Genomic DNA, 26,115 nt, shown 5'->3' with positions numbered 1-26,115 from the left:
GTCTATTGTTTCCATATGTTTTTCAAATAATAGAATATTATTTATATTAGTTTCAGTTGAGGCTTTAAAATTATTAGTTTGTAAGATTGATTTAGCACAATTAATAATATCTAGATTATTATTAAGTAATTCGCATATTAATAATACTGTATCCTGAACAGCTAGCTTTGCTATTTGATCGTTTATAGATTTAGGATGAGATTCAAAATTTATTAGTTTTTTAAAATTTTTATTCCTAATAATTTCCCGTTATTTGGCTTTGGCAGATTGTTATTAAAACGATCTTCCAAATTTAAAATCTGTTCTTTTCTATTATCAGTAATGAAAATGGCAGAATTTAGTAAGATATTATCTAGCTTTTCTATAGTGTTATAGCTTTCAGCCACATTAATAATTGTATTTGTTATATCTTTAAGCTTTTTAGTTTTGACCACATCATGTATTAAATGAGTTATATCATTTGCAATTTCGGTAAAATTACTTACTAAAGGTATATGTTTTGTAACAATATGTACTTTATCAATTGTTGTTTTGGTATTATTTAAGTATTTGTCTTTCTTAGTTTCTGCGTAGTCAGTGTTATATGTTATTAAATCTCTTTTGGGTATATTCCCCGCCGCTTGCGGCGTAATATGGCGGAATGAGCAAATATATACATAAAAGTCATAATGTTACGGTACTGCTGTATCACATGGTATTTCCAGCAAAATATCGCCGAGCAGTGTTTGACGTATCAGTTGATCAAGTATTACGAGAAATATGTTTAGAGATAGAAAAGAGATATCAAATAAAATTTTTAGAAATAGGGGTTGATGAAGATCATGTCCATTTTTTGGTACAATCTGTACCAACCTATAGCGTAACAAAAATAGTAACAACAATTAAAAGTGTTACAGCTCGTCAAATATTTAGACAGTGTCCACAGGTAAAGAAACAATTATGGGGTGGAGAATTTTGGACTGATGGATATTTTACGAGTACGGTAGGTAAGCATGGAAATGAGAATATGATAGGAAAATACGTAAAAAACCAAGGCAAGGAATATCAGAAACTGCATGAGGATCATCAGCTAGCTTTCTTCTAAAATACCCCGCTGCTTGCGGCGGGGATTACTTTTATTTATATATTTTTTAGCATAAAACTAATATGTTGTATAAAAGTCACAAATATTATTGTTGCTAAAATGCAAAGAGAGAAATATATTAGACAAAGACTTTATTTAATTATTTATCTTTATGTTTAAAACTTTAACGCAAAATTTAACGAAGATTTTTGATCGGCTAGTAAGTTCAGGGCTTTTAACTGAAGAGCAGATAGATGCTGCTTTAAGAGATATAAGAGTTGCTCTTTTAGAATCGGATGTTGCTCTACCTGTAATAAAAAATTTTGTAGCAGAAGTTAAACAAAAAGCCTTAGGGCAAGAAGTTATCAAATCTGTTTCGCCTGGGCAAATGATAATTAAAATTATCCATGAAGAGATGATAAATATTTTATCGTCTAATGAAGATGAAATAAAACTAAATTTAAATGCAAAACCGCCGGTAAATCTTTTAATGGTAGGGTTGCAAGGTAGCGGTAAAACTACAGCAAGCGGTAAGCTAGCGTTGCGTCTTAAAAATCAGAATAAAAAAGTTTTATTAGTCTCTCTTGATACTTATAGACCGGCCGCACAAGAGCAGCTAGAGATACTTGCAAATTCGGTAAAAATTAATTCACTACCGATTGTTAAAGGTGAAAAGCCACTTGAGATAGTTAAAAGAGCAATGGCTGAAGCCAGGTTATCGGCATATGATGTAGTTATTTATGATACTGCCGGAAGAACGCAAATTGATCAAGAAATGATGAATGAGGCGATAGCGATTAAGAAACTGGTAGAGCCAACCGAAACGTTGTTAGTAATCGACAGCATGACAGGACAAGATGCAGTAGTTACGGCTAGTAGCTTTAATGAGCAGCTAGAAATTTCAGGGTTAATTTTGTCAAGAATTGATGGTGACTCTAAGGGTGGTGCGGCATTAAGCGTAAAATATATTACACAAAGACCAATTAAGTTTTTAAGCAGTGGCGAGAAACTAACCGATTTAGAAGAGTTCGATGCTAAACGTATAGCGTCTAGAATACTTGATATGGGAGATATTATCTCTTTCGTTGAAAAAGCAGCAAGTATAGTAGATAGAGAACAAGCAGAAAAAACAGCAGCTAAATTAAAAAAAGGTAAGTTTGATTTAAATGATTATTTGCAACAAATGAAAAGTATAAAAAAAATGGGTGGTTTTGGTAGTATACTTAGTATGCTTCCAGGTAGTGGTAAGATTATGGATCAGATAGATCAATCGAAGTTAAACAGTAAAATAATCGAGCATCAAGAAGCAATTATTTTATCTATGACTCCAAAAGAGCGAAGAAATCCTGATATTATTAATGCTTCACGTAGAAAACGTATAGCTCTAGGTGCAGGAACTACAGTGCAGAAAGTAAATATTTTGTTAAAACAATTCAAGCAAATAAGCGATATGATGAAAAAAGCAAGCAACATGAATCCTAAAAACTTGCTTCGCAGTGGTCTTGGAAAGTTGTTTTCCTAAAAGCAAATCAGCATTTTTAATTAAAAAAATAATATTATTGTTGTACTATTAGTAGAAAATGTATATAGTGCGTTTATAGTTTTTTAACTGGGGACAGTCAACAAAACTTACGCTATGTTTGGTTCTAAATATCGTAAAGATGGAGAACGCAGCTGTTGTTGCATATAGTCATCTAAAAGCCCTAACTTTATTTGGTAAACCGTTTTACCGATTGTATTTGCAGTCCTTTTGAGAAATGCCCAAACTAAAAATGCCCAACTAATATGATTACGTTGAATACGCTGTTTCCTGCATTGACAACGTTCTATCCCAGTAAGTTGCTTAATTTCTCTGTGCATGCTCTCAATTACCCATCGAAAGCCACACTCATCTTGTGCAGCTTTAGAAGATTTGTGAGTTTTGTTATTGGTAACAACATACTCAACTCTGTTGGTAGAAACAGTAAATTTAAACAAATTAACATGCTTATTTTTAGCAAAGCCTTTTATATGAATCTCTACTCCATGCCTGATCTCTTCATCTGAAAATGTCAACTCTTTTACAGCTTTATAAGGTTTAGAATCGTGTGTTTTACTAACGTTTCTATTGGCTTTAATAGGGGCATAATAATATTTCCCCAGAGAGTCAACATGTTGCATAATTTTGTGTGTAGAATACCATGTGTCAAAAAGTACTGTTTGAAAAGGAATCTTCTTGCTATAAACAGCATTATTTAACATGTTTAATAGGTGTTCTAGTTTTGTTGCTCCATCATGATCAGGTGCAAAAATTCGATAATCTATTACCCAAAACTTATTAATATCAGGGTTATAATATACCAGACTCACTACTCCTATACCTTTAGTAACTCTACCTGTAGCTCCACTGTACTGCGATCTTGCAATTTCTATTTGCTTCGTATTCCTTTTATTTAAAACCGTATCATCAAATATTGTATATCCATTAGATGAAAAAATAACATCATTCTTGATGTGTTCCCATAACAAAGAAGGTGTATATTTTTCATTCCTTAAAAATCTATTAATAACATCATGACTACATTTCTTTGCATGTTCAGCGTAGTAGGTTAAACTATAATTCTTTTGGCTAACTATTAAAAATTGACAATAATCTGTCCTATTAATTGGTATTGCTTGCAACTTTATCCTCTTTGACATGTTTAATTATTTTTACAATAATTTATCACTTTTTTACTCATAGCGTAAGTTTTGTCAATTTTTCAAGTTTCGTCTGTGCTCACGTATTAAGTAACTGCTTCCGTTCCTCGCCTTATGAACTTCTAGCTCTTTTTGAAGTTGATCTTCGTATATTGCACTTTATGGATATTTTATTAATAATAGACGGTAGACGAAGTTTTATTTGGAAAAGAGCAAGGTGGTTTGAAGCTGATAACCGGAGCGTACAAAAAGTACGTTAGGATTATCAGCAAAAGACTTTGTCGTCAATTTTTCAAATTAAATGAGTATACAGCTGATCTTTTGCCTAAATTCGCTAAAGTTGATATTGGTATTGAGCATATAGAACTAATTTTATGCTACACTTTGACCAGAATTAAGCAAGGTGATATAATAGAAGTAGAAAAACTACTTCAATCAAAATTAAATCCTAAAAAAAGAGAGAACATTATGAAAAGTATAGCTCATCATTGGATGCAACAAGATAGAGAAGAAAAAAAAGCTATCATGGTAAAGAAAATGCAGGAAGAAAAGATTGCCATAGCTAGAAATTTATTAAAGCAGGTCTAAAAATTGATTTAATTGCTACCTCAACCGGTTTAAATGAAGACGAAATCAAAAAACTTAAATAAACCAATTAATAAATGCATGTATTATTACAAATATTAGTGGTAAAGAAAATGCAAGAAGAAAAAGTGATTATGGCAAAAGAAATGATGAAAGAAAGACTTCCCTTAGAGTCTGTTATAAAAATTACGAAATTATCTAAAGCAGAAATTGAGTAGTTAAAAAAAGTTATATTTATGCAAGAAGTTAAGGCGAGTGATTTAAGCATATATATTCATTGGCCTTTTTGTTTGTCTAAATGTCCTTATTGTGATTTTAATTCCCATATAGCGAATAGTATAGATGATGGTAATTGGCTTAAATCCTATGAAAAAGAAATAGAATATTTTAAAGATATTATTCAAAATAAATATATAAAATCTATTTTTTTCGGCGGCGGTACTCCCTCTTTGATGAATCCTAAAATTGTTGAGGGAATAATAAATAAAATTAGTGAGTTCGCAAGAATAGATAAGCAAACTGAAATAACCCTAGAGGCTAACCCAACTTCATTTGAGACAGAAAAATTTAAGGCGTTTAAAGCCGCTGGTATTAATCGTGTTTCGATTGGAGTACAATCTTTAAGAGAGGATGACTTAAAAAAGCTTGGCAGAACTCATGATTCATTGCAAGCTATTAAAACGATTGAATCCGCTAATAAAATTTTTCCTAGAGTTTCGTTTGATCTGATATATGCTCGCAGCAGTCAGGAATTAAAAGATTGGCAGCAAGAACTAAAGCAAGCAATGGAACTTGTTACGGGGCATATTTCTCTTTATCAGCTTACCATCGAAAAAGGTACGCCGTTTTATAAATTATTTCATGATGGTAATTTGATCCTTCCAAGTTCCGATATAGCAGCTGAAATGTATGAGTGGACGAATGATTATCTAGAATCTCAAAATTATTTTAGATATGAAATATCTAATTATGCGAAAGTAGGGCAAGAATGTGTGCATAATTTAACCTATTGGAATTATAATTATTATTTAGGTATAGGTCCTGGTGCTCACAGTAGAATAATTGAAAATCCTAGTTCAGTATCGGCGATTATGATGTGGCATAAACCAGAAAAATGGTTAGAAGTAGTTAATAATAAGAATAATGGTATTCAAACTAATTCTAAGTTAACCAAGCAAGAGATAATTGAAGAAATCTTGATGATGGGATTACGCCTTAAAAATGGCATAAATATTTCTGCATTGGAGCAGAAAATAGATGCAAAATTAGAGAATATTTTAAATATTTGTAGCCTTAACCATTATCAAGAATTAGATTTAATTAGGTTAGATGAAAATCTCTATTTAACCGATAAAGGGCTAATGTTGCATAGTTATATAGTTCCAAGGCTTTTGCAAACCTAAAAATAGAGAGTACTAACTCTGTACTCTCCTTATTTTCTTAGTTAATCGTTAAGTTGCTTTTCTATCCATTTTTTATGTTTTTGTTCATCCTTAAAACCTTGTTCTAGAATCTTTTCTGCATCATTGTCAACAGCGGTCGAAAAATGATACAGATTTTTAATATGCAACGGCTGAAAATTGATACAGTATCATAAAAAAATTATCTGATATTTAAGTCATAAAATTATCCTCCTGTTTATTACAAAACTTACGCTATGTTTGGTTCTAAATATCGTAAAGATGGAGAACGCAGCTGTTGTTGCATATAGTCATCTAAAAGCCCTAACTTTATTTGGTAAACCGTTTTACCGATTGTATTTGCAGTCCTTTTGAGAAATGCCCAAACTAAAAATGCCCAACTAATATGATTACGTTGAATACGCTGTTTCCTGCATTGACAACGTTCTATCCCAGTAAGTTGCTTAATTTCTCTGTGCATGCTCTCAATTACCCATCGAAAGCCATACTCATCTTGTGCAGCTTTAGAAGATTTTTGAGTTTTGTTATTGGTAACAACATACTCAACTCTGTTGGTAGGAACAGTAAATTTAAACAAATTAACATGCTTATTTTTAGCAAAGCCTTTTATATGAATCTCTACTCCATGCCTGATCTCTTCATCTGAAAATGTCAACTCTTTTACAGCTTTATAAGGTTTAGAATCGTGCGTTTTACTAACGTTTCTATTGGCTTTAATAGGGGCATAATAATATTTCCCCAGAGAGTCAACATGTTGCATAATTTTGTGTGTAGAATACCATGTGTCAAAAAGTACTGTTTGAAAAGGAATCTTCTTGCTATAAACAGCATTATTTAACATGTTTAATAGGTGTTCTAGTTTTGTTGCTCCATCATGATCAGGTGCAAAAATTCGATAATCTATTACCCAAAACTTATTAATATCAGGGTTATAATATACCAGACTCACTACTCCTATACCTTTAGTAACTCTACCTGTAGCTCCACTGTACTGCGATCTTGCAATTTCTATTTGCTTCGTATTCCTTTTATTTAAAACCGTATCATCAAATATTGTATATCCATTAGATGAAAAAATAACATCATTCTTGATGTGTTCCCATAACAAAGAAGGTGTATATTTTTCATTCCTTAAAAATCTATTAATAACATCATGACTACATTTCTTTGCATGTTCAGCGTAGTAGGTTAAACTATAATTCTTTTGGCTAACTATTAAAAATTGACAATAATTTGTCCTATTAATTGGTATTGCTTGCAACTTTATCCTCTTTGACATGTTTAATTATTTTTACAATAATTTATCACTTTTTTACTCATAGCGTAAGTTTTGCCTTATAAAGCTGTAAAAGAGTTGACATTTTCAGATGAAGAGATCAGGCATGGAGTAGAGATTCATATAAAAGGCTTTGCTAAAAATAAGCATGTTAATTTGTTTAAATTTACTGTTTCTACCAACAGAGTTGAGTATGTTGTTACCAATAACAAAACTCACAAATCTTCTAAAGCTGCACAAGATGAGTGTGGCTTTCGATGGGTAATTGAGAGCATGCACAGAGAAATTAAGCAACTTACTGGGATAGAACGTTGTCAATGCAGGAAACAGCGTATTCAACGTAATCATATTAGTTGGGCATTTTTAGTTTGGGCATTTCTCAAAAGGACTGCAAATACAATCGGTAAAACGGTTTACCAAATAAAGTTAGGGCTTTTAGATGACTATATGCAACAACAGCTGCGTTCTCCATCTTTACGATATTTAGAACCAAACATAGCGTAAGTTTTGTATATTTGCTTACTATAACATGATACTCTCGCTCTGTCAGTACCTTAATGACTTATGCTATAATAGCTGTAGAGAACACGGGTGGAGCATTATCGGTCAAAGATGTTATGGTGAAAAGGTCTATCAACATAAATCACGGATTAGTATGATTGCTGGGCTGTGTGTCAAAGATATTATTGCCCCAATAATATTTGATGGGACATGTAATAAGGACATTTTTGAAACTTATGTACAAGAGATATTGATCAAGGAATTAAAGACTGGTCAGATAGTAGTAATGGATAATATTAATTTTCATAAAAGTACAAAAGTGAAAACGTTAATTGAATCTGTTGGTTGCAGTATTTTATTTTTACCAACTTACTCTCCTGACTTAAATCCTATTGAGCATTACTGGTTTAAAATCAAGAATGAAATAAGAAAAACTATTTCTAATTTTGAGCACTTTTTTGATGCTGTTTACTATGCTCTTAAAAAATCACTACCTTATCGCATTAAGCTATATAAGTAAGTAGAACAAAACTTATTTAAAATAATAAGATTTTAAATAGGTAATGATGAACAGAAAATATAGACACTTATCTCGCGAAGAGAGATATGAAATAAAAAGAATGTATAACCTAGGAGTCAGTATTAACAAGATAGCACAACATCTTACGAGGTCTAAAAGCACTATTAGTATGGAGCTAAAAAGAAATAAAGTAAAAGGTAAGTATATGCCTTGTGTTGCTCAGGAACAATATAAAAAAAGGATGCATCAGCAAGAGTTATTAAAAATAGAGAAGTTACCTATTTTGTTAAATTATATCAAAAATGCTATGATTCACAAGAAATGGTCACCGGATGCTATAGCCGGAAAGTTAAAACTGGACAAAAATACAGCTTGTTGTATCAGTACAGAAAGTATATATAGATTCGTCTACACTTCTGCAGTAGCAGCTAAATTAAAGTTATATAGCTATTTACCTTCTAAAAGATATAAAAGGCAAGAAAGGGGGACAAGGCATCAAAGGATCATTATACCACAAAGGATCTCAATACATCAGCGTGATGCAATAGCAATGCAAAAGCTAGAAGTAGGGCATTTGGAGGCAGATCTTACATTTCATAAAGGTAATCAAAGTATGAATATCAGTGTGCTGGTGGATAAAAAGAGTCAAAAGATTATTTTAGTGCTGAATAACTCCAAGAGAGCTAAAACAGTTACCACTGGGTTTTTAAAAAAGATCAAAACGCTGCCAAGTAGTGTTAGAAAGACTATTACTATGGATAATGGCAAAGAGTTTGTAGGGCATCTTGCTTATAGACTATCTGGGTTTCAAACTTTCTTTTGTGATCCATACCGCCCTAGACAAAAAGCACTAGTGGAGAAAATGAATTCTATGATTCATAGAATTTTACCTAAAAATACAGATATTACAACCGTTACACAAAGAGGTCTTGACAATATTGCTGAGATTTTAAATAACATGCCAAGAAAGATTTTTGGTTATAAAACCCCCAATGAAATTTGGGCAGAAAATTTATAGGTTTTGTTCTACTTAGTCCTTGCATTTTCACACTTCTGCAGTAGCAGCTAAATTAAAGTTATATAGCTATTTACCTTCTAAAAGATATAAAAGGCAAGAAAGAGGGAAGAGGCATCAAAGGATCATTATACCACAAAGGATCTCAATACATCAGCGTGATGCAATAGCTACGAAAAAGGTAGAAGTAGGGAATTTTGAGGCAGATCTTACATTTCATAAAGGTAATCAAAGTATGAATATTGGTGCACTGGTGGATAAAAAGAGTCAAAAGATTATTTTAGTGCTGAATAACTCCAAGAGAGCTACAACAGTTACCAATGGTTTTTTAAGAAAGATAAAAACTCTTCCAAATAGTGTGAGAAAGACTATTACTATGGATAATGGCAAAGAGTTTGTGGGGCATGTTGCCTATAGACTATCTGGGTTTCAAACTTTCTTTTGTGATCCATACCGCCCTAGACAAAAAGCATTAGTGGAAAAAATGAATTCTATGATTCATAGAATTTTACCTAAAAATACAGATATTACTACCGTTACACAAAGAGGTCTTGACAATGTTGCTGAGATTTTAAATAACATGCCAAGAAAGATTTTTGGTTATAAAACCCCCAATGAAATTTGGGCAGAAAATTTATAGGTTTTGTTCTACTTAGTCCTTGCATTTTCATTATTAATACTGACTCCTAGGTCATACATTCTTTTTATCTCATATCTCTCTTCTCGAGATAAGTGTCTATATTTTCTGTTCATCATTACCTATTTAAAATCTTATTATTTTAAATAGGTTCTGTTCTACTTACTTATAGTATTTTCACACCCATAGGAGCAAGAGTTTCTGCTAATGCTCCGCTACTGCTAAGCAGTAATGCTGCGGTTGAAGTGGTGAATAATGCTAATTTGCGACTTGTATGAATTGCTTTTTGCAATAACTTAGGAGAAACATTTGCCATAAAATCCTTAACAAAAATTAAATAATTAATAGATCTTTTTTGAGATTAATCTTAGTTTAATTAAAATGTCTATTAAGATTTACAGAAAATATTAATAAATAATATGATGTGACTTTAAAACCAATAAGTATGTGAGTTTAATGGCGTTTAGTGCAAGCTTTGTTGTGTGGATCGATTTTTTCTCTGTCACCCCGTGACTTGTTCTATAGTACCGGACATTTTAAAAAAAATGTTATATTTTTTCAGGTATAGGTGACCTTATATGTCATTCTTAGCTAGAGGCGGGAATCCAGCATAAAGCGAGATAAATCGAGCTTTTTATTTAAAAAACTTGCTGCTTTTATGTTTATTTTTCTGGATTCCCGCCTCTAGCTAAGAATGACATAGAATAATAACTGTCCGGTACTATTGGATAAGCCATGGGGTGACAGGGGAGACTAATGCACATGGATAATGCCGCCACATGGTGATAGAGGAAAATGATCACATGGGCAAAGCCAGCAGAGGGCGGAGGCAATTTTGTTAAACATCCTGAGATTGCGTACGTACAAGTTACTTCGTAATTTCCTTAGCTCAGACGGAAAAACTTATATACGCAAACAATACTTTTTCATAATGACGACTCTTAAGGCACACAATAATATTTTTAGTAAGGAATAATCGAGAAATAAGGATGGTGACCCCTACGGGACTCGAACCCGTGTTCCCACCGTGAAAGGGTGGTGTCCTAACCGCTAGACGAAGGGGCCTTTAAGAAATATTATTATAATTTGTTATCCCCGCAGAGCATTGCCTGCATGGATCATTTTTTCCGTCATTGCGAGCGACTAAAAGGAGCGTGGCAATCTCAGGATGCTTGACAAGATTGCCACGTCGATACTTTGTATCTCCTCGCAGTGACGACTCTATATCCACATCCACTTAAGCAAGCCTTACGGGGTAACAGATAATATAACAATGCACTTTAATTACAATAACTTCAAAGGTTTTATACAATATCTTTTTAAGTATTGCAAGCAAAATTATAGATTTACTTTAAGTTTAATACTACCTTGATGGCTATGATAACGTTTACTCAAATAATAGTTGTAGCCAGATAATTATTGCTGCTGCTGATATAGAAGCAAGTAAAGAATATTTTAAAAGTCTTAGTTTTTTGTGGAATTATTTGTCGTCATTTTACTCATACTCTAAATACCTAAATTTAGTTATGCCTACCAAAGCTGCGTACAATAGTAATATGGTTAATTAATTTAAATAATTTGATCTTGCTATTGAAAAGGAACACTGGGTGGGTATAATGCATTTTTAATTTATAATTGAAAATGCTAGATTATTTAAAAGCAACTTTTGAAGCCGAATATAACCATCTTAATTTATGGTATTTCGTTAGTTTTATCTGCGGAATTATAGTTTATTTTTCTTTAAATTTTGATTTTTCTTTTTTAACTATTGGGATTATTTTACTTACTCTTTTAATATTATCTACTAGCAAAAGATATGGCATCATCATCAAGTTTATTTATGGTATTATTATTGCTTTTACAATTGGTTTATTGATCGCAAAATACCGCACGGCAAGTGTGCATGGTCAAACCATTCATAAGCCTATAATTACTGTAGTTGGCGGCAAAATAGAATCTATCAAACCAACTATTATCGGAGGACAAGTAATATTAAGCGAAATAAAAATCGAGAAAATTAAGCGTGATTTACAAAAAGTAAAAATTAGTATACCGAAAAAATATTTACAGGAAATTAGAGTTAATGATTACATTTCTCTACTTGCTAAGCTTTATACACCTCAGAATAGTATATTACCTGGCGGCTATGATTTCGGGTTTTATGCATATCTTGCTGATATAGGAGCAAATGGCTATGCGATGTCAGAGCCTAAAATTATAGCACGCAATGAAACGACTATTGATAGCTTTACAAAACTTACGCTATGTTATAGCAAATATGCTAAAAACTCTTATTACACAGCAATGTTTTATAGTGAAGCACTTCATAATATCCCTTAATTCATGGGCATTATATCAAACATAGCGTAAGTTTTGTTTATTTATAAAATACGTATTTTCATTTATAATAATTTAATAAACAAACTTGGTAGCGATAAAGGAAATTTTGCAGCTGCGATATTACTTGGTGAGACGAAAGGCTTAAACAGGCAAATCATGCAAGATATGCGGCAAAGCGGTATATCGCACGTATTATGTGTTTCAGGGTTGCATTTGTCATTAGTGGTAATGATTATTTTTACTACTACAAGGTTTTTACTGAATCTATCGAATTATTTGGCATATAATTACAATATAAAATTGGTTTTTGCTTACTGTGCATTAATCGGCAGCTTTGGATATTTAGAGCTAAGCGGGATGCAAATCGCAGCAACGAGAGCTGTGAAAATGCAAGGACTAAGTAGAACAAAACCTATAAATTTTCTGCCCAAATTTCATTGGGGGTTTTATAACCAAAAATCTTTCTTGGCATGTTATTTAAAATCTCAGCAACATTGTCAAGACCTCTTTGTGTAACGGTAGTAATATCTGTATTTTTAGGTAAAATTCTATGAATCATAGAATTCATTTTTTCCACTAATGCTTTTTGTCTAGGGCGGTATGGATCACAAAAGAAAGTTTGAAACCCAGATAGTCTATAGGCAACATGCCCCACAAACTCTTTGCCATTATCCATAGTAATAGTCTTTCTCACACTATTTGGAAGAGTTTTTATCTTTCTTAAAAAACCATTGGTAACTGTTGTAGCTCTCTTGGAGTTATTCAGCACTAAAATAATCTTTTGACTCTTTATTATCCACCAGTGCACCAATATTCATACTTTGATTACCTTTATGAAATGTAAGATCTGCCTCAAAATTCCCTACTTCTACCTTTTTTGTAGCTATTGCATCACGCTGATGTATTGAGATCCTTTGTGGTATAATGATCCTTTGACGCCTCTTCCCTCTTTCTTGCCTTTTATATCTTTTAGAAGGTAAATAGCTATATAACTTTAATTTAGCTGCTACTGCAGAAGTGTAAACAAATCTATATATACTTTCTGTACTGATACACAAAGCTGTATTTTTGTCTAGTTTTAACTTTCCGGCTATAGCATCCGGCGACCATTTCTTGCGAATCATAGCATTTTTAATATAATCTAACAACATAGGGTTCTTTTCTATTTTTAATAACTCTTGCTGATACATCCTGTTTTCATATTTTTCCTGAGCAACACAAGGCATATACTTATCTTTTACCTTATTTCTTTTTAGCTCCATACTAATAGTGCTTTTAGACCTCGTAAGATGTTGTGCTATCTTATTAATACTGACTCCTAGGTCATACATTCTTTTTATCTCATATCTCTCTTCTCGAGATAAGTGTCTATATTTTCTGTTCATCATTACCTATTTAAAATCTTATTATTTTAAATAGGTTCTGTTCTACTTACTTATAGTATTTTCATTTGTAATGGTAATCTTATTGCTCCTGTAATATTTGAAGGTAATTGTAATACAGAGGTCTTTAAAACTTATATTAGGGATGTATTAATTACAGAATTACAACCTGGGCAAACCGTTATTATGGATAACATTAATTTTCATAAAAATTCTAAAGTTAAAGAGTTCATTGAATCCGTTGGTTGTACCATATTGTATTTACCAACTTACTCTCCTGATTTAAATCCTATAGAGCATTACTGGTTTAAGATAAAAAATGAAATTAGGAAAGTTGTAGGAGATTTTGAAACATTTTATGATGCTATTTTTAATACTATTAAATTGTCAGTATCTTAATGATTTATGCTATATACTGGAGGCATTATGAACCTACAGCACCAACGTATAGAAGAGCTATGCCGCTCTTTAAACCTTATTCAGATAGCTGAAAATTATTTTGATATAGCTTAATGCGATAAGGTAGTGACTTATAGTATGAGTTGGATTATACTAAATGAAAAACTTATGGCAAAGGCATATTCATACGATTTAAGAATACGAGTAATAAAAAGTTTAACAGATGGTAAAACAATAAAAGAGACTTCAGAGATATACTCTATTAGTAGGAAGACTATAATAGAGTGGAAAAAATTAAAGAAACAAACTGGGGATGTCAAAGCAAAAAGTGGTTATCATACAGGACATCGTAGAATAATAAGAGACATAGAGGGATTTAAAAAATTTATAGAATTAAATCTCTTTTGGGTATATTCCCCGCCGCTTGCGGCGTAATATGGCGGAATGAGCAAATATATACATAAAAGTCATAATGTTACGGTACTGCTGTATCACATGGTATTTCCAGCAAAATATCGCCGAGCAGTGTTTGACGTATCAGTTGATCAAGTATTACGAGAAATATGTTTAGAGATAGAAAAGAGATATCAAATAAAATTTTTAGAAATAGGGGTTGATGAAGATCATGTCCATTTTTTGGTACAATCTGTACCAACCTATAGCGTAACAAAAATAGTAACAACAATTAAAAGTGTTACAGCTCGTCAAATATTTAGACAGTGTCCACAGGTAAAGAAACAATTATGGGGTGGAGAATTTTGGACTGATGGATATTTTACGAGTACGGTAGGTAAGCATGGAAATGAGAATATGATAGGAAAATACGTAAAAAACCAAGGCAAGGAATATCAGAAACTGCATGAGGATCATCAGCTAGCTTTCTTCTAAAATACCCCGCTGCTTGAGGCGGGGATTACTTTTATTTTTGATAAAACCACCATGGAGCTAGCTAATAACTGGAGTCAAAAAGTATCTGCAAGTACGATATCAAGATTGCTTAATAAATTAGGTTATAGTTATAAAAAAAACTTTTCTTCATCCCAAAAGGGATATTGGTCTAAGGAATGAGTTTATATTGAAACTAAAAACTATAGATAAACAAGATTTAGTATTTATCGATGAGTCTGGGATAGAAGATAATAGCTGTAGAGAACACGGGTGGAGCATTATCGGTCAAAGATATTATGGTGAAAAGGTCTATCAACATAAATCACGGATTAGTATGATTGCTGGGCTGTGTGTCAAAGATATTATTGCCCCAATAATATTTGATGGGACATGTAATAAGGACATTTTTGAAACTTATGTACAAGAGATATTGATCAAGGAATTAAAGGCTGGTCAGATAGTAGTAATGGATAATATTAATTTTCATAAAAGTACAAAAGTGAAAACGTTAATTGAATCTGTTGGTTGCAGTATTTTATTTTTACCAACTTACTCTCCTGACTTAAATCCTATAGAGCATTACTGGTTTAAAATCAAGAATGAAATAAGAAAAACTATTTCTAATTTTGAGCACTTTTTTGATGCTGTTTACTATGCTCTTAAAAAATCACTACCTTATCGCATTAAGCTATATTGCACAATCTTCTAGTAAAGAAGACTCAAGTTATACGGATTTCCTTGAGTCAATATTAAAAACAGAGCTGTTGGCACTGAAAATACTATAAGTAAGTAGAACAGAACCTATTTAAAATAATAAGATTTTAAATAGGTAATGATGAACAGAAAATATAGACACTTATCTCGAGAAGAGAGATATGAGATAAAAAGAATGTATGACCTAGGAGTCAGTATTAATAAGATAGCACAACATCTTACGAGGTCTAAAAGCGCTATTAGTATGGAGCTAAAAAGAAATAAGGTAAAAGATAAGTATATGCCTTGTGTTGCTCAGGAAAAATATGAAAACAGGATGTATCAGCAAGAGTTATTAAAAATAGAAAAGAACCCTATGTTGTTAGATTATATTAAAAATGCTATGATTCGCAAGAAATGGTCGCCGGATGCTATAGCCGGAAAGTTAAAACTAGACAAAAATACAGCTTTGTGTATCAGTACAGAAAGTATATATAGATTTGTTTACACTTCTGTAGTAGCAGCTAAATTAAAGTTATATAGCTATTTACCTTCTAAAAGATATAAAAGGCAAGAAAGAGGGAAGAGGCGTCAAAGGATCATTATACCACAAAGGATCTCAATACATCAGCGTGATGCAATAGCTACGAAAAAGGTAGAAGTAGGGAATTTTGAGGCAGATCTTACATTTCATAAAGGTAATCAAAGTATGAATATTGGTGCACTGGTGGATAAAAAGAGTCAAAAGATTATTTTAGTGCTGAATAACTCCAAGAGAGCTACAACAGTTACCAATGGTTTTTTAAGAAAGATAAAAACTCTTCCAAATAGTGTGAGAAAGACTATTACTATGGATAATGGCAAAGAGTTTGTGGGGCATGTTGCCTATAGACTATCTGGGTTTCAAACTTTCTTTTGTGATCCATACCGCCCTAGACAAAAAGCATTAGTGGAAAAAATGAATTCTATGATTCATAGAATTTTACCTAAAAATACAGATATTACTACCGTTACACAAAGAGGTCTTGACAATGTTGCTGAGATTTTAAATAACATGCCAAGAAAGATTTTTGGTTATAAAACCCCCAATGAAATTTGGGCAGAAAATTTATAGGTTTTGTTCTACTTAGTCCTTGCATTTTCACTATATTTTTTAAAAACCCATCTTTTATCAATTCTGAGGTTTTTTTATATATATTATTTTCTTCTTCTTTAGGAATTTCTTTATATTTACAATAATCTATAATTGCTTGATTAATTTCCTCAATTTCATCATCTAATTCTGGGTAATCACTATTTTTTTGAATTGAGCCGCTGCTTACTATTTGTTCTGCAATATAGCTAATAGTAATTTCCTGCTTATTATATTCTAAGGGAAATATATTTTGTATTATTGATTTTAAGTTTATTTAAATTGTCCCATAAAGTTCTTGGGAAATCGATAAATTATCTTTTTCTTTCATATTAATACTTTATTAAAATTCCGGTATATTTTAATAAATAATTATTAATTTATCAATAATTTATTAACTATTTGAGGTAGGATAGATTAATATATTGTTTGTTAAATCAAATTTAAAGCTCTATTAAATCTCTTTTGGGTATATTCCCCGCCGCTTGCGGCGTAATATGGCGGAATGAGCAAATATATACATAAAAGTCATAATGTTACGGTACTGCTGTATCACATGGTATTTCCAGCAAAATATCGCCGAGCAGTGTTTGACGTATCAGTTGATCAAGTATTACGAGAAATATGTTTAGAGATAGAAAAGAGATATCAAATAAAATTTTTAGAAATAGGGGTTGATGAAGATCATGTCCATTTTTTGGTACAATCTGTACCAACCTATAGCGTAACAAAAATAGTAACAACAATTAAAAGTGTTACAGCTCGTCAAATATTTAGACAGTGTCCACAGGTAAAGAAACAATTATGGGGTGGAGAATTTTGGACTGATGGATATTTTACGAGTACGGTAGGTAAGCATGGAAATGAGAATATGATAGGAAAATACGTAAAAAACCAAGGCAAGGAATATCAGAAACTGCATGAGGATCATCAGCTAGCTTTCTTCTAAAATACCCCGCTGCTTGCGGCGGGGATTACTTTTATTTCTATTAAACCTTTTTTAGAATCAATAATTTAGTATTACCATACAATTTCTCACATATAATTTCGATATTTTCATCTAAAATATAATCATCGGTTTTAGCCATTTCAACGACTATTATAGCGTCTGTATTGAGCCAGTTATTTTTTATAAGCAGCTTCATTACTTTCGGCACTATTTTATTATGATAAGGGGGGTCAACGAAGACGAGATCAAAAACTGTGTTTGCTTTTGGCAGATTTAAGGCATTAATATTAACGAGATTAACTTTATCATAAATATTTAAGGTCTTAGCAAATTCTTCTGCTATTTTTAATGAATATAGATCAATATCAATTAAAGTAGCAAAGCCTGCTCCTCTTGATAGACTCTCAAAAGCTAGGCTACCGCTACCAGCAAATAAATCTAGTACTTTAATATTTTCATTGAATAATTTATTACCTATAAACTCACCGGAAGTTAATATGCTAAATATTGCTTCCTTGAGTTTACCAGTAGAGGGACGATATTTTATATTTTTAGCAATAGGTATTTTCTGATTTTGAAATTTACCTGATATTATTTTTAACACTTATATAATTTTTTAGTTACTTCTCGATATTCATTCGGCTTAAGATTATCAAGTTTAAAATCACCATACTCAGTTCTAATTAACTTATTAACTTTTAATCCAAAATGCTCGAATATTCTTCTAATTTCCCGATTTTTGCCCTCAAATAGAACCACCTCAAACCAAGCATTACTAGAACTCTTTTTAATTAATTTTATTGATTGTGGATTATAAAATATTCCGTCAATTTCTAAATTTTTATAATTACTTTTTAATAGAGGATCCGGATTTCCGTAAGCTCTAACATGATATACTCGTTTTAACTTACTTGAGGGTAGTTCAAACTGCCGAGCTAAATCACCATTATTGGTTAGTAGTAATAAACCCTCGCTATTTAAATCTAGTCTACCTATCGAAATTACACGCGGTAACCCAGTTAATTGTTCGAATACAGTTTTACGAGATAGTGGATCTTTATGAGTAGTAATTAAACCAACAGGCTTGTAGTAAATCCATAGCCTTGATTTTTGAGAAGAAGTAATTAATGAACCTGATAGCTCAATTTGATTATCAATATCAACATTTGTAGCAGGCGAGGTAACTATAATGCCATCTACTTTCACTTGTCCATCAATAATTAGTTTTTCGGCATCTCGCCTAGAACAAACTCCTGCATTACTAATTAATTTGGCTAACCTTTGCACTTTATTATTTTTTTAGGCTCATGATTCTGATGTCACACAATAAATAATCTAATTTACAGCTAGCTTGTATTTTAAATTTACTAGTTTTATATGACAGTTGATACTACATTTATTGTTTGCTACCTTAGTAGAAGAAGGTTTTTTAGAACTTTTAGCCAAGGTTTTATTTGAGGATTTATTTACTTTAATATTCTTCAAAAACTTTTCGGTTTCAGCATGTAAATATTCTATTTTTACTTTAGCTAAACCTTGCTTTTTAAAAGCTAAAACTTCTGCTGCTTTTACAGATACATCTATTATACGGTTTGGCTTAAAAGGTCCACGGTCATTAACCATTAAAATTACTGATTTATTATTAGCTTTGTTAGTTACTTTAACTAAACATGGAAGAGGGAGAGTTTTGTGAGCAGCTGTTAATAAATTCTTATTAAACATATCACCATTAGCAGTTTTTTTACCATGGAATTTGTCGCCGCCCCCACCATACCAAGAAGCATAGCCTGTTTCAGTAAAGCTTTTTGGAGCATTAGGTTTATAAGTTTTGCCCTTTATTTTATATTGGTTACCAACCTTATAATGCCCTTTATAAACTAAATTATGGGGATCGTCTTTTGATAGTTCTTTATGTGAATGCTTACGAGAACATGGTAGCTTTTTTGAATTATTACAACCACTTAAGACAAGACAATAAAAGATTAATAAAATTAGTAAACCAAATTTATGATTCATCACCATCAGTGTTACTATTAAAATTATCTGCTATTTTAGCATAACACACAACTTTTTCAACACCTTTTATTTTTGAGGCAAGATCAGCAAAGTTTTCTAGCTCTTCTTCTGACCTTGCAACTCCAAATAAATAAACCACGTTATCTACTGTTAAAACAGTATAATTAGCAAATTTAATATCCTTTCTGACTAGATTCTTAGCTTTAATTTGTGCTGTTATCATACTATCTCTAGTATATTGTGCTAAGTCAAAGTGATTACTATTTTTACTTACTTTTAACTCATTAATTACTTCAGTTACGCCTTTTTGATTCCAAGCAATCTCAACTGCTTTCAATGCATCTTCCTCTTTCTGAATATTTCCTGTTAACAGCACTCTACTTTCAGACACCTCAACTTTGATTTTAGCACCTAGCTCTTTAAAATTATTTTTTACTAGATCAGCTTTAATACCAGCTGAAATTCTTGAATCATTTAATGTTCCAGATATTGGCTGATCTTTCGAAGCAACAATACCGGTAGTAGTTGCTGCGGTAAAGATAGCAGGCAAACAGCCTAAAAGATTAAAAGTTAGAGCTATGAAAAATAAAATTCTTAACATAATATTATTAGTAAATGAAAAGTTGGTAGACGAGTATATATTAGAGTTTACTATCTGGTAACTTATTTTTCAATAGTAGAGGTAATTGAAGTAAAATGAACACAAAAGTAATAGGCACTACGCCGAATATTTTAAACTTAACCCATGTTTCATCTGAAAAATGACGCCAAACTATTTCGTTAACTATAGCCATGAAAAAGAAAAAAGTCGCTGTTCTATAGCTTAAAGTTATCCAACTTTCTTCTTTGAGACGGATTATGCTTTCTAAAGCATATTTAATAAAAGGATTTTTCTTTATACCGCTTGTAAGGAAAATTATTCCAAAAATAACATATAATATAGTCGGTTTGATTTTTATATACATTGAATCACCACTAATTAAAGTTATAATACCCGAAACAAGTAATACAGTTGTAGAAATAATGGAAAGCTTTGACACTTTTTTATCTATAATATAACAAAGGGTAATACAAATAACAGAGGTAATAAGCATATAAAGGGTAGCACTTTGTATAGCACCACCATAAAAAAATCCTGCAAAGAATGCTATTACTGGACCAATTTCTGATAAAAGTTTAAACATATTTTGATATTTCTTAACTTATTTGTTGTGTATTTTCTTTTGGTAATGGTGCTAAGATATTTTTAGAGTATCTTAGTCGCACTTGTATGAAAATATTTATTAATAATATAGTGGTAAAGTAAGCAAGCACTTGTAAACCATTAGGTCTTGCAATATAACCAGTAACAATATGTAAAATTTTACCTATCATACTTCTATCTGCTACTAACCAAGAGCTATCCCAAACTTGATCAGATAAGAACATAACTAAACCAGATGAGGTTAAAATTCCTGCAGCACTCGCTGCAAAACCACCTGCGATCAACATTAATAGTATAGTAGAAATTTTAAAAATATATTTTTGATTAGCTATTTTAATTAAACCAAAATATATTATTAGACCAAGTAGAAACCCGCTTGTAGCACCTATGATTAAGCCTTGTATATAGTTACTACTTGTTATAGTTTCAACTGAAGAAATACTATATACCAAAATAATAATTTCTGCACCTTCTCGCAATATAGTACTAGCGACTAAAAAAAACAACATTAAATAGCTGGAATTACCTTCATGAATTTTTGTTGAGATATTGTTTATATGTTGTTTAACTTTTGTTCCATAGCCTTGCATCCATATTATTGTCCAGCTAAGTAAAATAGTGATCAATATCATAATTACGGAATCAAATAATTCATCCCCCATGCCGCCGAAAGATAAAGATAACTTACGAGTAAAAAAGGCAAAAATTGAAGCGGATACTACCCCAAGCATTCCACCAGCAATAATATAAATACGTGATTTTTCTATATGCTTTGTTACTGCAAGTATTATACCAACTAACAAAGATATTTCCAAACATTCACGAAATACTATTAAAGCAATTTTAAACATATTTTTACTTAATCCTTAACAATTAAAAACCCTTGTGCTGTATCTTGGTGAAAATCTCCAAAAAAATCATATTTTCCCAGCTTTAAAGGAGCAAGTATAATTTTTATAGAATCATGTGGCATCACGATTTTTTCTCGATGTAAATCATGACTTTCAAATTCTTCTACAGTATCATCTTCATTATGAATAACTAGCCTTATTTTAGTAGATTTTGGCACTTCTACTATGTTTGGAACAAATTTATGATCCTTTATAACTATTTTTACTTCTAATATCTCATCATTATTATTGTTAGAATTTTTATTTGCTGAAATAAAAAGACTTATCCCTGCTATTAATAAAAATATTAAACTTGCCAATATAATAATATTTTTATTCTTTTGATTCGTTTGCATATTAAACTCCCAGCTTAAATAAAGTTTAAAACAAATTTTTGTTTATAAAATTTTTAATGTTCTCACATATCAATTAAATCTCATATCTTTAATAATTATAAAATTCACCCTGCAAATTTTATTAAAGCTACAAGATATACAATTATTATCATAATGACAAGCACAGATAATAAAATATAATTTTTTTGTTTCTTAATATCAGATATTTTACGTTGTTTCATATTTATTATTTAAAATCATTAATTTCAAGCATTAGATATTCATTTAAAGGTAGTGATTCTTGTGAAATTATCTTATTTATATTAGACCCTAATGCCTTAAAAGTTTGTCCTTTAGCAATAACAGTTCTAGTACCCACTGGTACTTTACCTTGCAAAGCATAAGAAAAAATTAGAGGATAGGTAATATCACCAATTTTCATATCGACTTTTTGTCCTTTAGCTTTTGAGTCGTATAACACTTCACCATTTGCAAGGCGAGTAATTTTAGCATTAAAAGCTATTTTTTCACCACATAATAAAGGAATACGATAAGCTATTTCATTATCATAAATTTTAACTTCATTACTGTTAATAAAATTTTGTGGCAATATAGATTTGAGCATGACATTAACTCTATATGCACTATCGGCATTATCATTATTAGCACCAACACTAGCAGCATATTTAGCAGGAATAATAGCCTCTCTTGCTTGCCCTACATTCATCCCTACTATTACGTTATCAAGACCAAGCATTACAGCACCGGAACCTATAGTAAAAGTTTTAGTATCTTCTGAGATTAAATTATTACTCATATCCGATATTTGATAAAATACTGTAACTACATGACCGCAAGAAGCAGGACCGACGTTTCCAGTACCAATTGTATTAATTTTAAATAGAGAGGTTATTAAGTCTTTATGTACAGGAATGGTATAATCTTTAGTATCTATAGGTTTATTTAGTGGCTGTAAAATATTTTCGAAAAACGCTTTACCTTCCTCAGTTTTAAGAGCATTAATTACTATTTTGGAAATTGTTCGTTCAAATAAATTGCCATTTAGAGAGACAGGAGGATCGTTATTAATACTAACTTGATTTTCGTCATTAGCAGAGTTATTTACACTTGCTTGTTCTACAATCGTAGTATTATCATCAGAAGAGATTTTTAACTTTGCTATATTATAAAGCACTAAAGCTACAATTATTAAAGATAGAAGTTTTTGCATATTAATAATATTAGTATTACAATTAAATTTACTATAACAATCAATTATTTAATAATCAAATGAGAATAAACAAAACTTACGCTATGTTTGGTTCTAAATATCGTAAAGATGGAGAACGCAGCTGTTGTTGCATATAGTCATCTAAAAGCCCTAACTTTATTTGGTAAACCGTTTTACCGATTGTATTTGCAGTCCTTTTGAGAAATGCCCAAACTAAAAATGCCCAACTAATATGATTACGTTGAATACGCTGTTTCCTGCATTGACAACGTTCTATCCCAGTAAGTTGCTTAATTTCTCTGTGCATGCTCTCAATTACCCATCGAAAGCCACACTCATCTTGTGCAGCTTTAGAAGATTTTTGAGTTTTGTTATTGGTAACAACATACTCAACTCTGTTGGTAGGAACAGTAAATTTAAACAAATTAACATGCTTATTTTTAGCAAAGCCTTTTATATGAATCTCTACTCCATGCCTGATCTCTTCATCTGAAAATGTCAACTCTTTTACAGCTTTATAAGGTTTAGAATCGTGTGTTTTACTAACGTTTCTATTGGCTTTAATAGGGGCATAATAATATTTCCCCAGAGAGTCAACATGTTGCATAATTTTGTGTGTAGAATACCATGTGTCAAAAAAAGTACTGTTTGAAAAGGAATCCTTGCTATAAACAGCATTATTTAACATGTTTAATAGGTGTTCTAGTTTTGTTGCTCCATCATGATCAGGTGCAAAAATTCGATAATCTATTACCCAAAACTTATTAATATCAGGGTTATAATATACCAGACTCACTACTCCTATACCTTTAGTAACTCTACCTGTAGCTCCACTGTACTGCGATCTTGCAATTTCTATTTGCTTCGTATTCCTTTTATTTAAAACCGTATCATCAAATATTGTATATCCATTAGATGAAAAAATAACATCATTCTTGATGTGTTCCCATAACAAAGAAGGTGTATATTTTTCATTCCTTAAAAATCTATTAATAACATCATGACTACATTTCTTTGCATGTTCAGCGTAGTAGGTTAAACTATAATTCTTTTGGCTAACTATTAAAAATTGACAATAATCTGTCCTATTAATTGGTATTGCTTGCAACTTTATCCTCTTTGACATGTTTAATTATTTTTACAATAATTTATCACTTTTTTACTCATAGCGTAAGTTTTGTATTAACAAGCATGTAAAGAGATATGGCACGAGCATATGCAATAGAACTAAGACTAAGAGTTATAAAAGCTGTAGAAGCAGGGATACGAATAAGTAAGGTAAGTAAATTATTTAATGTAAGTCGTGATACTATATATAAATGGAAAAAATTAAAAGATAAGCAAGGTACTTTAGAAGCAGCAACTGGTTATCAGAAAGGACATAGTCATAAGATAAAAGATTCAGAATCTTTTAAAGAATTTTTTAAAGCTAATATGAATAAAACATCAAAGGAGTTAGCAAAGCAATGGGGTAATATTGCATCTGTAACTATTTTAAGACAAATCAGAAAACTTGGCTATAGCTATAAACAAAACTCATTTTCATCCGAAAAGAGATATTAAATTAAGAAATGAATTTATAGCAAAGATACAAACCATCACAAAAGACAAATTAGTATATCTTGATGAATCTGGAATAGAGGATAATGCTTGCAAAGAGTATGGATGGAGCATTATAGGACAAAGGTGTTATGGAGAAAAGGTGTATCAACATAAATTTAGAATAAGTATGATAGCTGGTCTTTGTAATGGTAATCTTATTGCTCCTGTAATATTTGAAGGTAATTGTAATACAGAAGTCTTTAAAACTTATATTAGGGATGTATTAATTACAGAATTACAACCTGGGCAAACCGTTATTATGGATAACATTAATTTTCATAAAAATTCTAAAGTTAAAGAGTTAATTGAATCCGTTGGTTGTACCATATTGTATTTACCAACTTACTCTCCTGATTTAAATCCTATAGAGCATTACTGGTTTAAGATAAAAAATGAAATTAGGAAAGTTGTAGGAGATTTTGAAACATTTTATGATGCTGTTTTTAACACTATTAAATTGTCAGTATCTTAATGATTTATGCTATATCTTCTATCCCAGACTCATCGATAAATACTAAATCTTGTTTATCTATAGTTTTTAGTTTCAATCTCTTTTGGGTATATTCCCCGCCGCTTGCGGCGTAATATGGCGGAATGAGCAAATATATACATAAAAGTCATAATGTTACGGTACTGCTGTATCACATGGTATTTCCAGCAAAATATCGCCGAGCAGTGTTTGACGTATCAGTTGATCAAGTATTACGAGAAATATGTTTAGAGATAGAAAAGAGATATCAAATAAAATTTTTAGAAATAGGGGTTGATGAAGATCATGTCCATTTTTTGGTACAATCTGTACCAACCTATAGCGTAACAAAAATAGTAACAACAATTAAAAGTGTTACAGCTCGTCAAATATTTAGACAGTGTCCACAGGTAAAGAAACAATTATGGGGTGGAGAATTTTGGACTGATGGATATTTTACGAGTACGGTAGGTAAGCATGGAAATGAGAATATGATAGGAAAATACGTAAAAAACCAAGGCAAGGAATATCAGAAACTGCATGAGGATCATCAGCTAGCTTTCTTCTAAAATACCCCGCTGCTTGCGGCGGGGATTACTTTTATTTCTATAAATTTTTTAAATCCCTCTATGTCTCTTATTATTCTACGATGTCCTGTATGATAACCACTTTTTGCTTTGACATCCCCAGTTTGTTTCTTTAATTTTTTCCACTCTATTATAGTCTTCCTACTAATAGAGTATATCTCTGAAGTCTCTTTTATTGTTTTACCATCTGTTAAACTTTTTATTACTCGTATTCTTAAATCGTATGAATATGCCTTTGCCATAAGTTTTTCATTTAGTATAATCCAACTCATACTATAAGTCACTACCTTATCGCATTAAG

General features: G+C 31.3%; 31 protein-coding genes, 1 tRNA gene and 5 pseudogenes. 18 read left to right on the top strand and 19 right to left on the bottom strand.

The annotated features are described in order from the left end of the window. Positions 1–212: 212 nt before the first annotated feature. Positions 213–434 (bottom strand): hypothetical protein, encoded by a 222-nt coding sequence (locus AAGD55_RS10725; RefSeq protein WP_341791457.1) that lies wholly within the window; start codon positions 432–434, stop codon positions 213–215. A 206-nt stretch (positions 435–640) separates the two neighbouring features. On the opposite strand from AAGD55_RS10725, the gene tnpA (AAGD55_RS10720) reads away from it, so the two are divergent. Continuing rightward, complete coding sequence (gene tnpA, locus AAGD55_RS10720; RefSeq protein ID WP_341790826.1) at positions 641–1,084, top strand: IS200/IS605 family transposase; 444 nt, start codon at positions 641–643, stop codon at positions 1,082–1,084. Between the two features lie 151 nt (positions 1,085–1,235). Further along, entirely contained in the window at positions 1,236–2,585 is a 1,350-nt protein-coding gene (gene ffh / locus AAGD55_RS10715; protein ID WP_341791456.1) for a signal recognition particle protein, read from the top strand. Between the two features lie 107 nt (positions 2,586–2,692). On the opposite strand, the gene AAGD55_RS10710 is transcribed toward ffh, so the two are convergent. Beyond that, positions 2,693–3,742 carry a transposase gene (locus tag AAGD55_RS10710; RefSeq protein WP_341790834.1) on the bottom strand — a complete coding sequence of 350 codons (1,050 nt, stop codon included), beginning with the start codon at positions 3,740–3,742 and terminating at the stop codon, positions 2,693–2,695. A gap of 321 nt (positions 3,743–4,063) precedes the next feature. Here AAGD55_RS10710 and AAGD55_RS10705 point away from each other — a divergent pair, with 321 nt between their 5' ends. Both AAGD55_RS10705 and hemW read left to right on the top strand, forming a co-directional pair. Beyond that, positions 4,064–4,330 carry a hypothetical protein gene (locus AAGD55_RS10705; RefSeq protein WP_341791455.1) on the top strand — a complete coding sequence of 89 codons (267 nt, stop codon included), beginning with the start codon at positions 4,064–4,066 and terminating at the stop codon, positions 4,328–4,330. A 233-nt stretch (positions 4,331–4,563) separates the two neighbouring features. Next, positions 4,564–5,730: a radical SAM family heme chaperone HemW gene (hemW, locus tag AAGD55_RS10700; protein ID WP_341791454.1), complete on the top strand. Its 1,167-nt coding sequence runs from the start codon at positions 4,564–4,566 to the stop codon at positions 5,728–5,730. Between the two features lie 247 nt (positions 5,731–5,977). On the opposite strand, the gene AAGD55_RS10695 is transcribed toward hemW, so the two are convergent. After that, entirely contained in the window at positions 5,978–7,027 is a 1,050-nt protein-coding gene (locus AAGD55_RS10695; protein WP_341791453.1) for a transposase, read from the bottom strand. Positions 7,028–7,078: 51 nt separating this feature from the next. Between AAGD55_RS10695 and AAGD55_RS10690 the strand changes: the two genes are divergently transcribed. The 4 genes and pseudogenes from AAGD55_RS10690 to AAGD55_RS10675 all read left to right on the top strand — a co-directional run bounded on the left by AAGD55_RS10690 (position 7,079) and on the right by AAGD55_RS10675 (position 9,700). Further along, positions 7,079–7,528 (top strand): transposase, encoded by a 450-nt coding sequence (locus AAGD55_RS10690; RefSeq protein ID WP_341791452.1) that lies wholly within the window; start codon positions 7,079–7,081, stop codon positions 7,526–7,528. A gap of 67 nt (positions 7,529–7,595) precedes the next feature. Continuing rightward, positions 7,596–8,045, top strand: a pseudogene (locus tag AAGD55_RS10685) (IS630 family transposase); the annotation flags it as partial. Positions 8,046–8,088: 43 nt separating this feature from the next. After that, the gene (locus tag AAGD55_RS10680; RefSeq protein ID WP_341791451.1) at positions 8,089–9,063 is read left to right on the top strand and encodes an IS30 family transposase; all 975 of its coding nucleotides are present in this window, start codon (positions 8,089–8,091) and stop codon (positions 9,061–9,063) included. Between the two features lie 19 nt (positions 9,064–9,082). Then, the gene (locus tag AAGD55_RS10675; protein ID WP_341791450.1) at positions 9,083–9,700 is read left to right on the top strand and encodes an IS30 family transposase; all 618 of its coding nucleotides are present in this window, start codon (positions 9,083–9,085) and stop codon (positions 9,698–9,700) included. A gap of 163 nt (positions 9,701–9,863) precedes the next feature. Here the strand turns inward: AAGD55_RS10675 and AAGD55_RS10670 are convergent, their stop codons facing one another. Beyond that, positions 9,864–10,013, bottom strand: a complete 150-nt coding sequence (locus tag AAGD55_RS10670; RefSeq protein ID WP_341791449.1) for a hypothetical protein — start codon at positions 10,011–10,013, stop codon at positions 9,864–9,866. A gap of 674 nt (positions 10,014–10,687) precedes the next feature. Then, positions 10,688–10,762, bottom strand: a tRNA-Glu gene (locus AAGD55_RS10665). A gap of 576 nt (positions 10,763–11,338) precedes the next feature. Between AAGD55_RS10665 and AAGD55_RS10660 the strand changes: the two genes are divergently transcribed. After that, complete coding sequence (locus AAGD55_RS10660) at positions 11,339–12,037, top strand: DUF4131 domain-containing protein (protein WP_341791448.1); 699 nt, start codon at positions 11,339–11,341, stop codon at positions 12,035–12,037. Between the two features lie 165 nt (positions 12,038–12,202). Continuing rightward, positions 12,203–12,418 (top strand): annotated as a pseudogene (locus AAGD55_RS10655) (ComEC/Rec2 family competence protein); the annotation flags it as partial. Between the two features lie 31 nt (positions 12,419–12,449). Here AAGD55_RS10655 and AAGD55_RS10650 read toward each other — a convergent pair. Then, complete coding sequence (locus tag AAGD55_RS10650) at positions 12,450–12,845, bottom strand: IS30 family transposase (RefSeq protein WP_341790873.1); 396 nt, start codon at positions 12,843–12,845, stop codon at positions 12,450–12,452. Then, entirely contained in the window at positions 12,796–13,425 is a 630-nt protein-coding gene (locus AAGD55_RS10645) for an IS30 family transposase (protein WP_341791447.1), read from the bottom strand. Before AAGD55_RS10645 ends, AAGD55_RS10650 begins: the two co-directional genes overlap by 50 nt. Before the next feature lie 60 nt (positions 13,426–13,485). On the opposite strand from AAGD55_RS10645, the pseudogene AAGD55_RS10640 reads away from it, so the two are divergent. From AAGD55_RS10640 to AAGD55_RS10620, 5 genes and pseudogenes are all read left to right on the top strand, one after another. Next, a pseudogene (locus tag AAGD55_RS10640) lies at positions 13,486–13,818 on the top strand (transposase); the annotation flags it as partial. Between the two features lie 138 nt (positions 13,819–13,956). Next, positions 13,957–14,253 (top strand): IS630 transposase-related protein, encoded by a 297-nt coding sequence (locus AAGD55_RS10635; RefSeq protein ID WP_341791446.1) that lies wholly within the window; start codon positions 13,957–13,959, stop codon positions 14,251–14,253. 9 nt (positions 14,254–14,262) lie between these two features. Next, positions 14,263–14,706, top strand: a complete 444-nt coding sequence (tnpA, locus tag AAGD55_RS10630; protein WP_341790826.1) for an IS200/IS605 family transposase — start codon at positions 14,263–14,265, stop codon at positions 14,704–14,706. A 39-nt stretch (positions 14,707–14,745) separates the two neighbouring features. Beyond that, positions 14,746–15,415: pseudogene (locus AAGD55_RS10625) on the top strand (IS630 family transposase); the annotation flags it as partial. A gap of 123 nt (positions 15,416–15,538) precedes the next feature. Next, positions 15,539–16,513 (top strand): IS30 family transposase, encoded by a 975-nt coding sequence (locus AAGD55_RS10620; protein WP_341791445.1) that lies wholly within the window; start codon positions 15,539–15,541, stop codon positions 16,511–16,513. Between the two features lie 4 nt (positions 16,514–16,517). Here AAGD55_RS10620 and AAGD55_RS10615 read toward each other — a convergent pair. Continuing rightward, positions 16,518–16,808, bottom strand: a pseudogene (locus tag AAGD55_RS10615) (hypothetical protein); the annotation flags it as partial. A 228-nt stretch (positions 16,809–17,036) separates the two neighbouring features. On the opposite strand from AAGD55_RS10615, the gene tnpA (AAGD55_RS10610) reads away from it, so the two are divergent. After that, positions 17,037–17,480, top strand: coding sequence for an IS200/IS605 family transposase (tnpA, locus tag AAGD55_RS10610; RefSeq protein ID WP_341790826.1), 444 nt, complete (start codon positions 17,037–17,039; stop codon positions 17,478–17,480). A gap of 40 nt (positions 17,481–17,520) precedes the next feature. Here tnpA (AAGD55_RS10610) and rsmD read toward each other — a convergent pair whose 3' ends face one another. The 9 genes from rsmD to AAGD55_RS10565 all read right to left on the bottom strand — a co-directional run bounded on the left by rsmD (position 17,521) and on the right by AAGD55_RS10565 (position 24,282). Next, a complete protein-coding gene (rsmD, locus tag AAGD55_RS10605) occupies positions 17,521–18,084 on the bottom strand; it encodes a 16S rRNA (guanine(966)-N(2))-methyltransferase RsmD (protein ID WP_341791444.1) in 564 nt (187 codons plus the stop codon). Then, complete coding sequence (locus AAGD55_RS10600; protein ID WP_341791443.1) at positions 18,078–18,767, bottom strand: pseudouridine synthase; 690 nt, start codon at positions 18,765–18,767, stop codon at positions 18,078–18,080. Before AAGD55_RS10600 ends, rsmD begins: the two co-directional genes overlap by 7 nt. Before the next feature lie 48 nt (positions 18,768–18,815). Beyond that, positions 18,816–19,496 (bottom strand): septal ring lytic transglycosylase RlpA family protein, encoded by a 681-nt coding sequence (locus AAGD55_RS10595; RefSeq protein WP_341791442.1) that lies wholly within the window; start codon positions 19,494–19,496, stop codon positions 18,816–18,818. Then, positions 19,486–20,100: a BON domain-containing protein gene (locus AAGD55_RS10590; RefSeq protein WP_341792591.1), complete on the bottom strand. Its 615-nt coding sequence runs from the start codon at positions 20,098–20,100 to the stop codon at positions 19,486–19,488. Before AAGD55_RS10590 ends, AAGD55_RS10595 begins: the two co-directional genes overlap by 11 nt. A gap of 37 nt (positions 20,101–20,137) precedes the next feature. Further along, the gene (locus tag AAGD55_RS10585) at positions 20,138–20,680 is read right to left on the bottom strand and encodes a septation protein A (RefSeq protein ID WP_341791441.1); all 543 of its coding nucleotides are present in this window, start codon (positions 20,678–20,680) and stop codon (positions 20,138–20,140) included. 13 nt (positions 20,681–20,693) lie between these two features. Continuing rightward, a complete protein-coding gene (locus tag AAGD55_RS10580) occupies positions 20,694–21,551 on the bottom strand; it encodes an FTR1 family protein (RefSeq protein ID WP_341791440.1) in 858 nt (285 codons plus the stop codon). 8 nt (positions 21,552–21,559) lie between these two features. Continuing rightward, positions 21,560–21,946, bottom strand: a complete 387-nt coding sequence (locus AAGD55_RS10575) for a cupredoxin domain-containing protein (RefSeq protein WP_341791439.1) — start codon at positions 21,944–21,946, stop codon at positions 21,560–21,562. Positions 21,947–22,172: 226 nt separating this feature from the next. Next, a complete protein-coding gene (locus AAGD55_RS10570) occupies positions 22,173–23,156 on the bottom strand; it encodes an FKBP-type peptidyl-prolyl cis-trans isomerase (protein WP_341791438.1) in 984 nt (327 codons plus the stop codon). Between the two features lie 76 nt (positions 23,157–23,232). Beyond that, the gene (locus AAGD55_RS10565; protein WP_341791437.1) at positions 23,233–24,282 is read right to left on the bottom strand and encodes a transposase; all 1,050 of its coding nucleotides are present in this window, start codon (positions 24,280–24,282) and stop codon (positions 23,233–23,235) included. Positions 24,283–24,359: 77 nt separating this feature from the next. Between AAGD55_RS10565 and AAGD55_RS10560 the strand changes: the two genes are divergently transcribed. After that, positions 24,360–25,230 (top strand): IS630 family transposase gene (locus tag AAGD55_RS10560; protein WP_341790894.1). Its coding sequence is split into 2 segments (ribosomal slippage): positions 24,360–24,686 and positions 24,688–25,230, totalling 870 coding nucleotides; the frame shifts between segments, so codons are not numbered across the junction. 4 nt (positions 25,231–25,234) lie between these two features. Here AAGD55_RS10560 and AAGD55_RS10555 read toward each other — a convergent pair. Next, on the bottom strand, positions 25,235–25,360 hold the full coding sequence (locus AAGD55_RS10555) for a hypothetical protein (RefSeq protein WP_341791436.1): 126 nt from the start codon (positions 25,358–25,360) through the stop codon (positions 25,235–25,237). On the opposite strand from AAGD55_RS10555, the gene tnpA (AAGD55_RS10550) reads away from it, so the two are divergent. Continuing rightward, positions 25,353–25,796 (top strand): IS200/IS605 family transposase, encoded by a 444-nt coding sequence (tnpA, locus tag AAGD55_RS10550; RefSeq protein WP_341790826.1) that lies wholly within the window; start codon positions 25,353–25,355, stop codon positions 25,794–25,796. The two genes, AAGD55_RS10555 and tnpA (AAGD55_RS10550), sit on opposite strands and share 8 nt — an antisense overlap. Here tnpA (AAGD55_RS10550) and AAGD55_RS10545 read toward each other — a convergent pair. Further along, the gene (locus AAGD55_RS10545) at positions 25,793–26,086 is read right to left on the bottom strand and encodes an IS630 transposase-related protein (RefSeq protein ID WP_341791435.1); all 294 of its coding nucleotides are present in this window, start codon (positions 26,084–26,086) and stop codon (positions 25,793–25,795) included. The two genes, tnpA (AAGD55_RS10550) and AAGD55_RS10545, sit on opposite strands and share 4 nt — an antisense overlap. Between the last annotated feature and the right edge of the window lie 29 nt (positions 26,087–26,115).

The organism is Rickettsia endosymbiont of Gonocerus acuteangulatus, from assembly GCF_964026435.1.
In the GTDB taxonomy this organism is placed as follows: Bacteria; Pseudomonadota; Alphaproteobacteria; order Rickettsiales; family Rickettsiaceae; genus Rickettsia.
The sequence above is the reverse complement of the archived record's forward strand: the minus strand, read 5'-3'. Positions and strand labels throughout refer to the sequence as shown.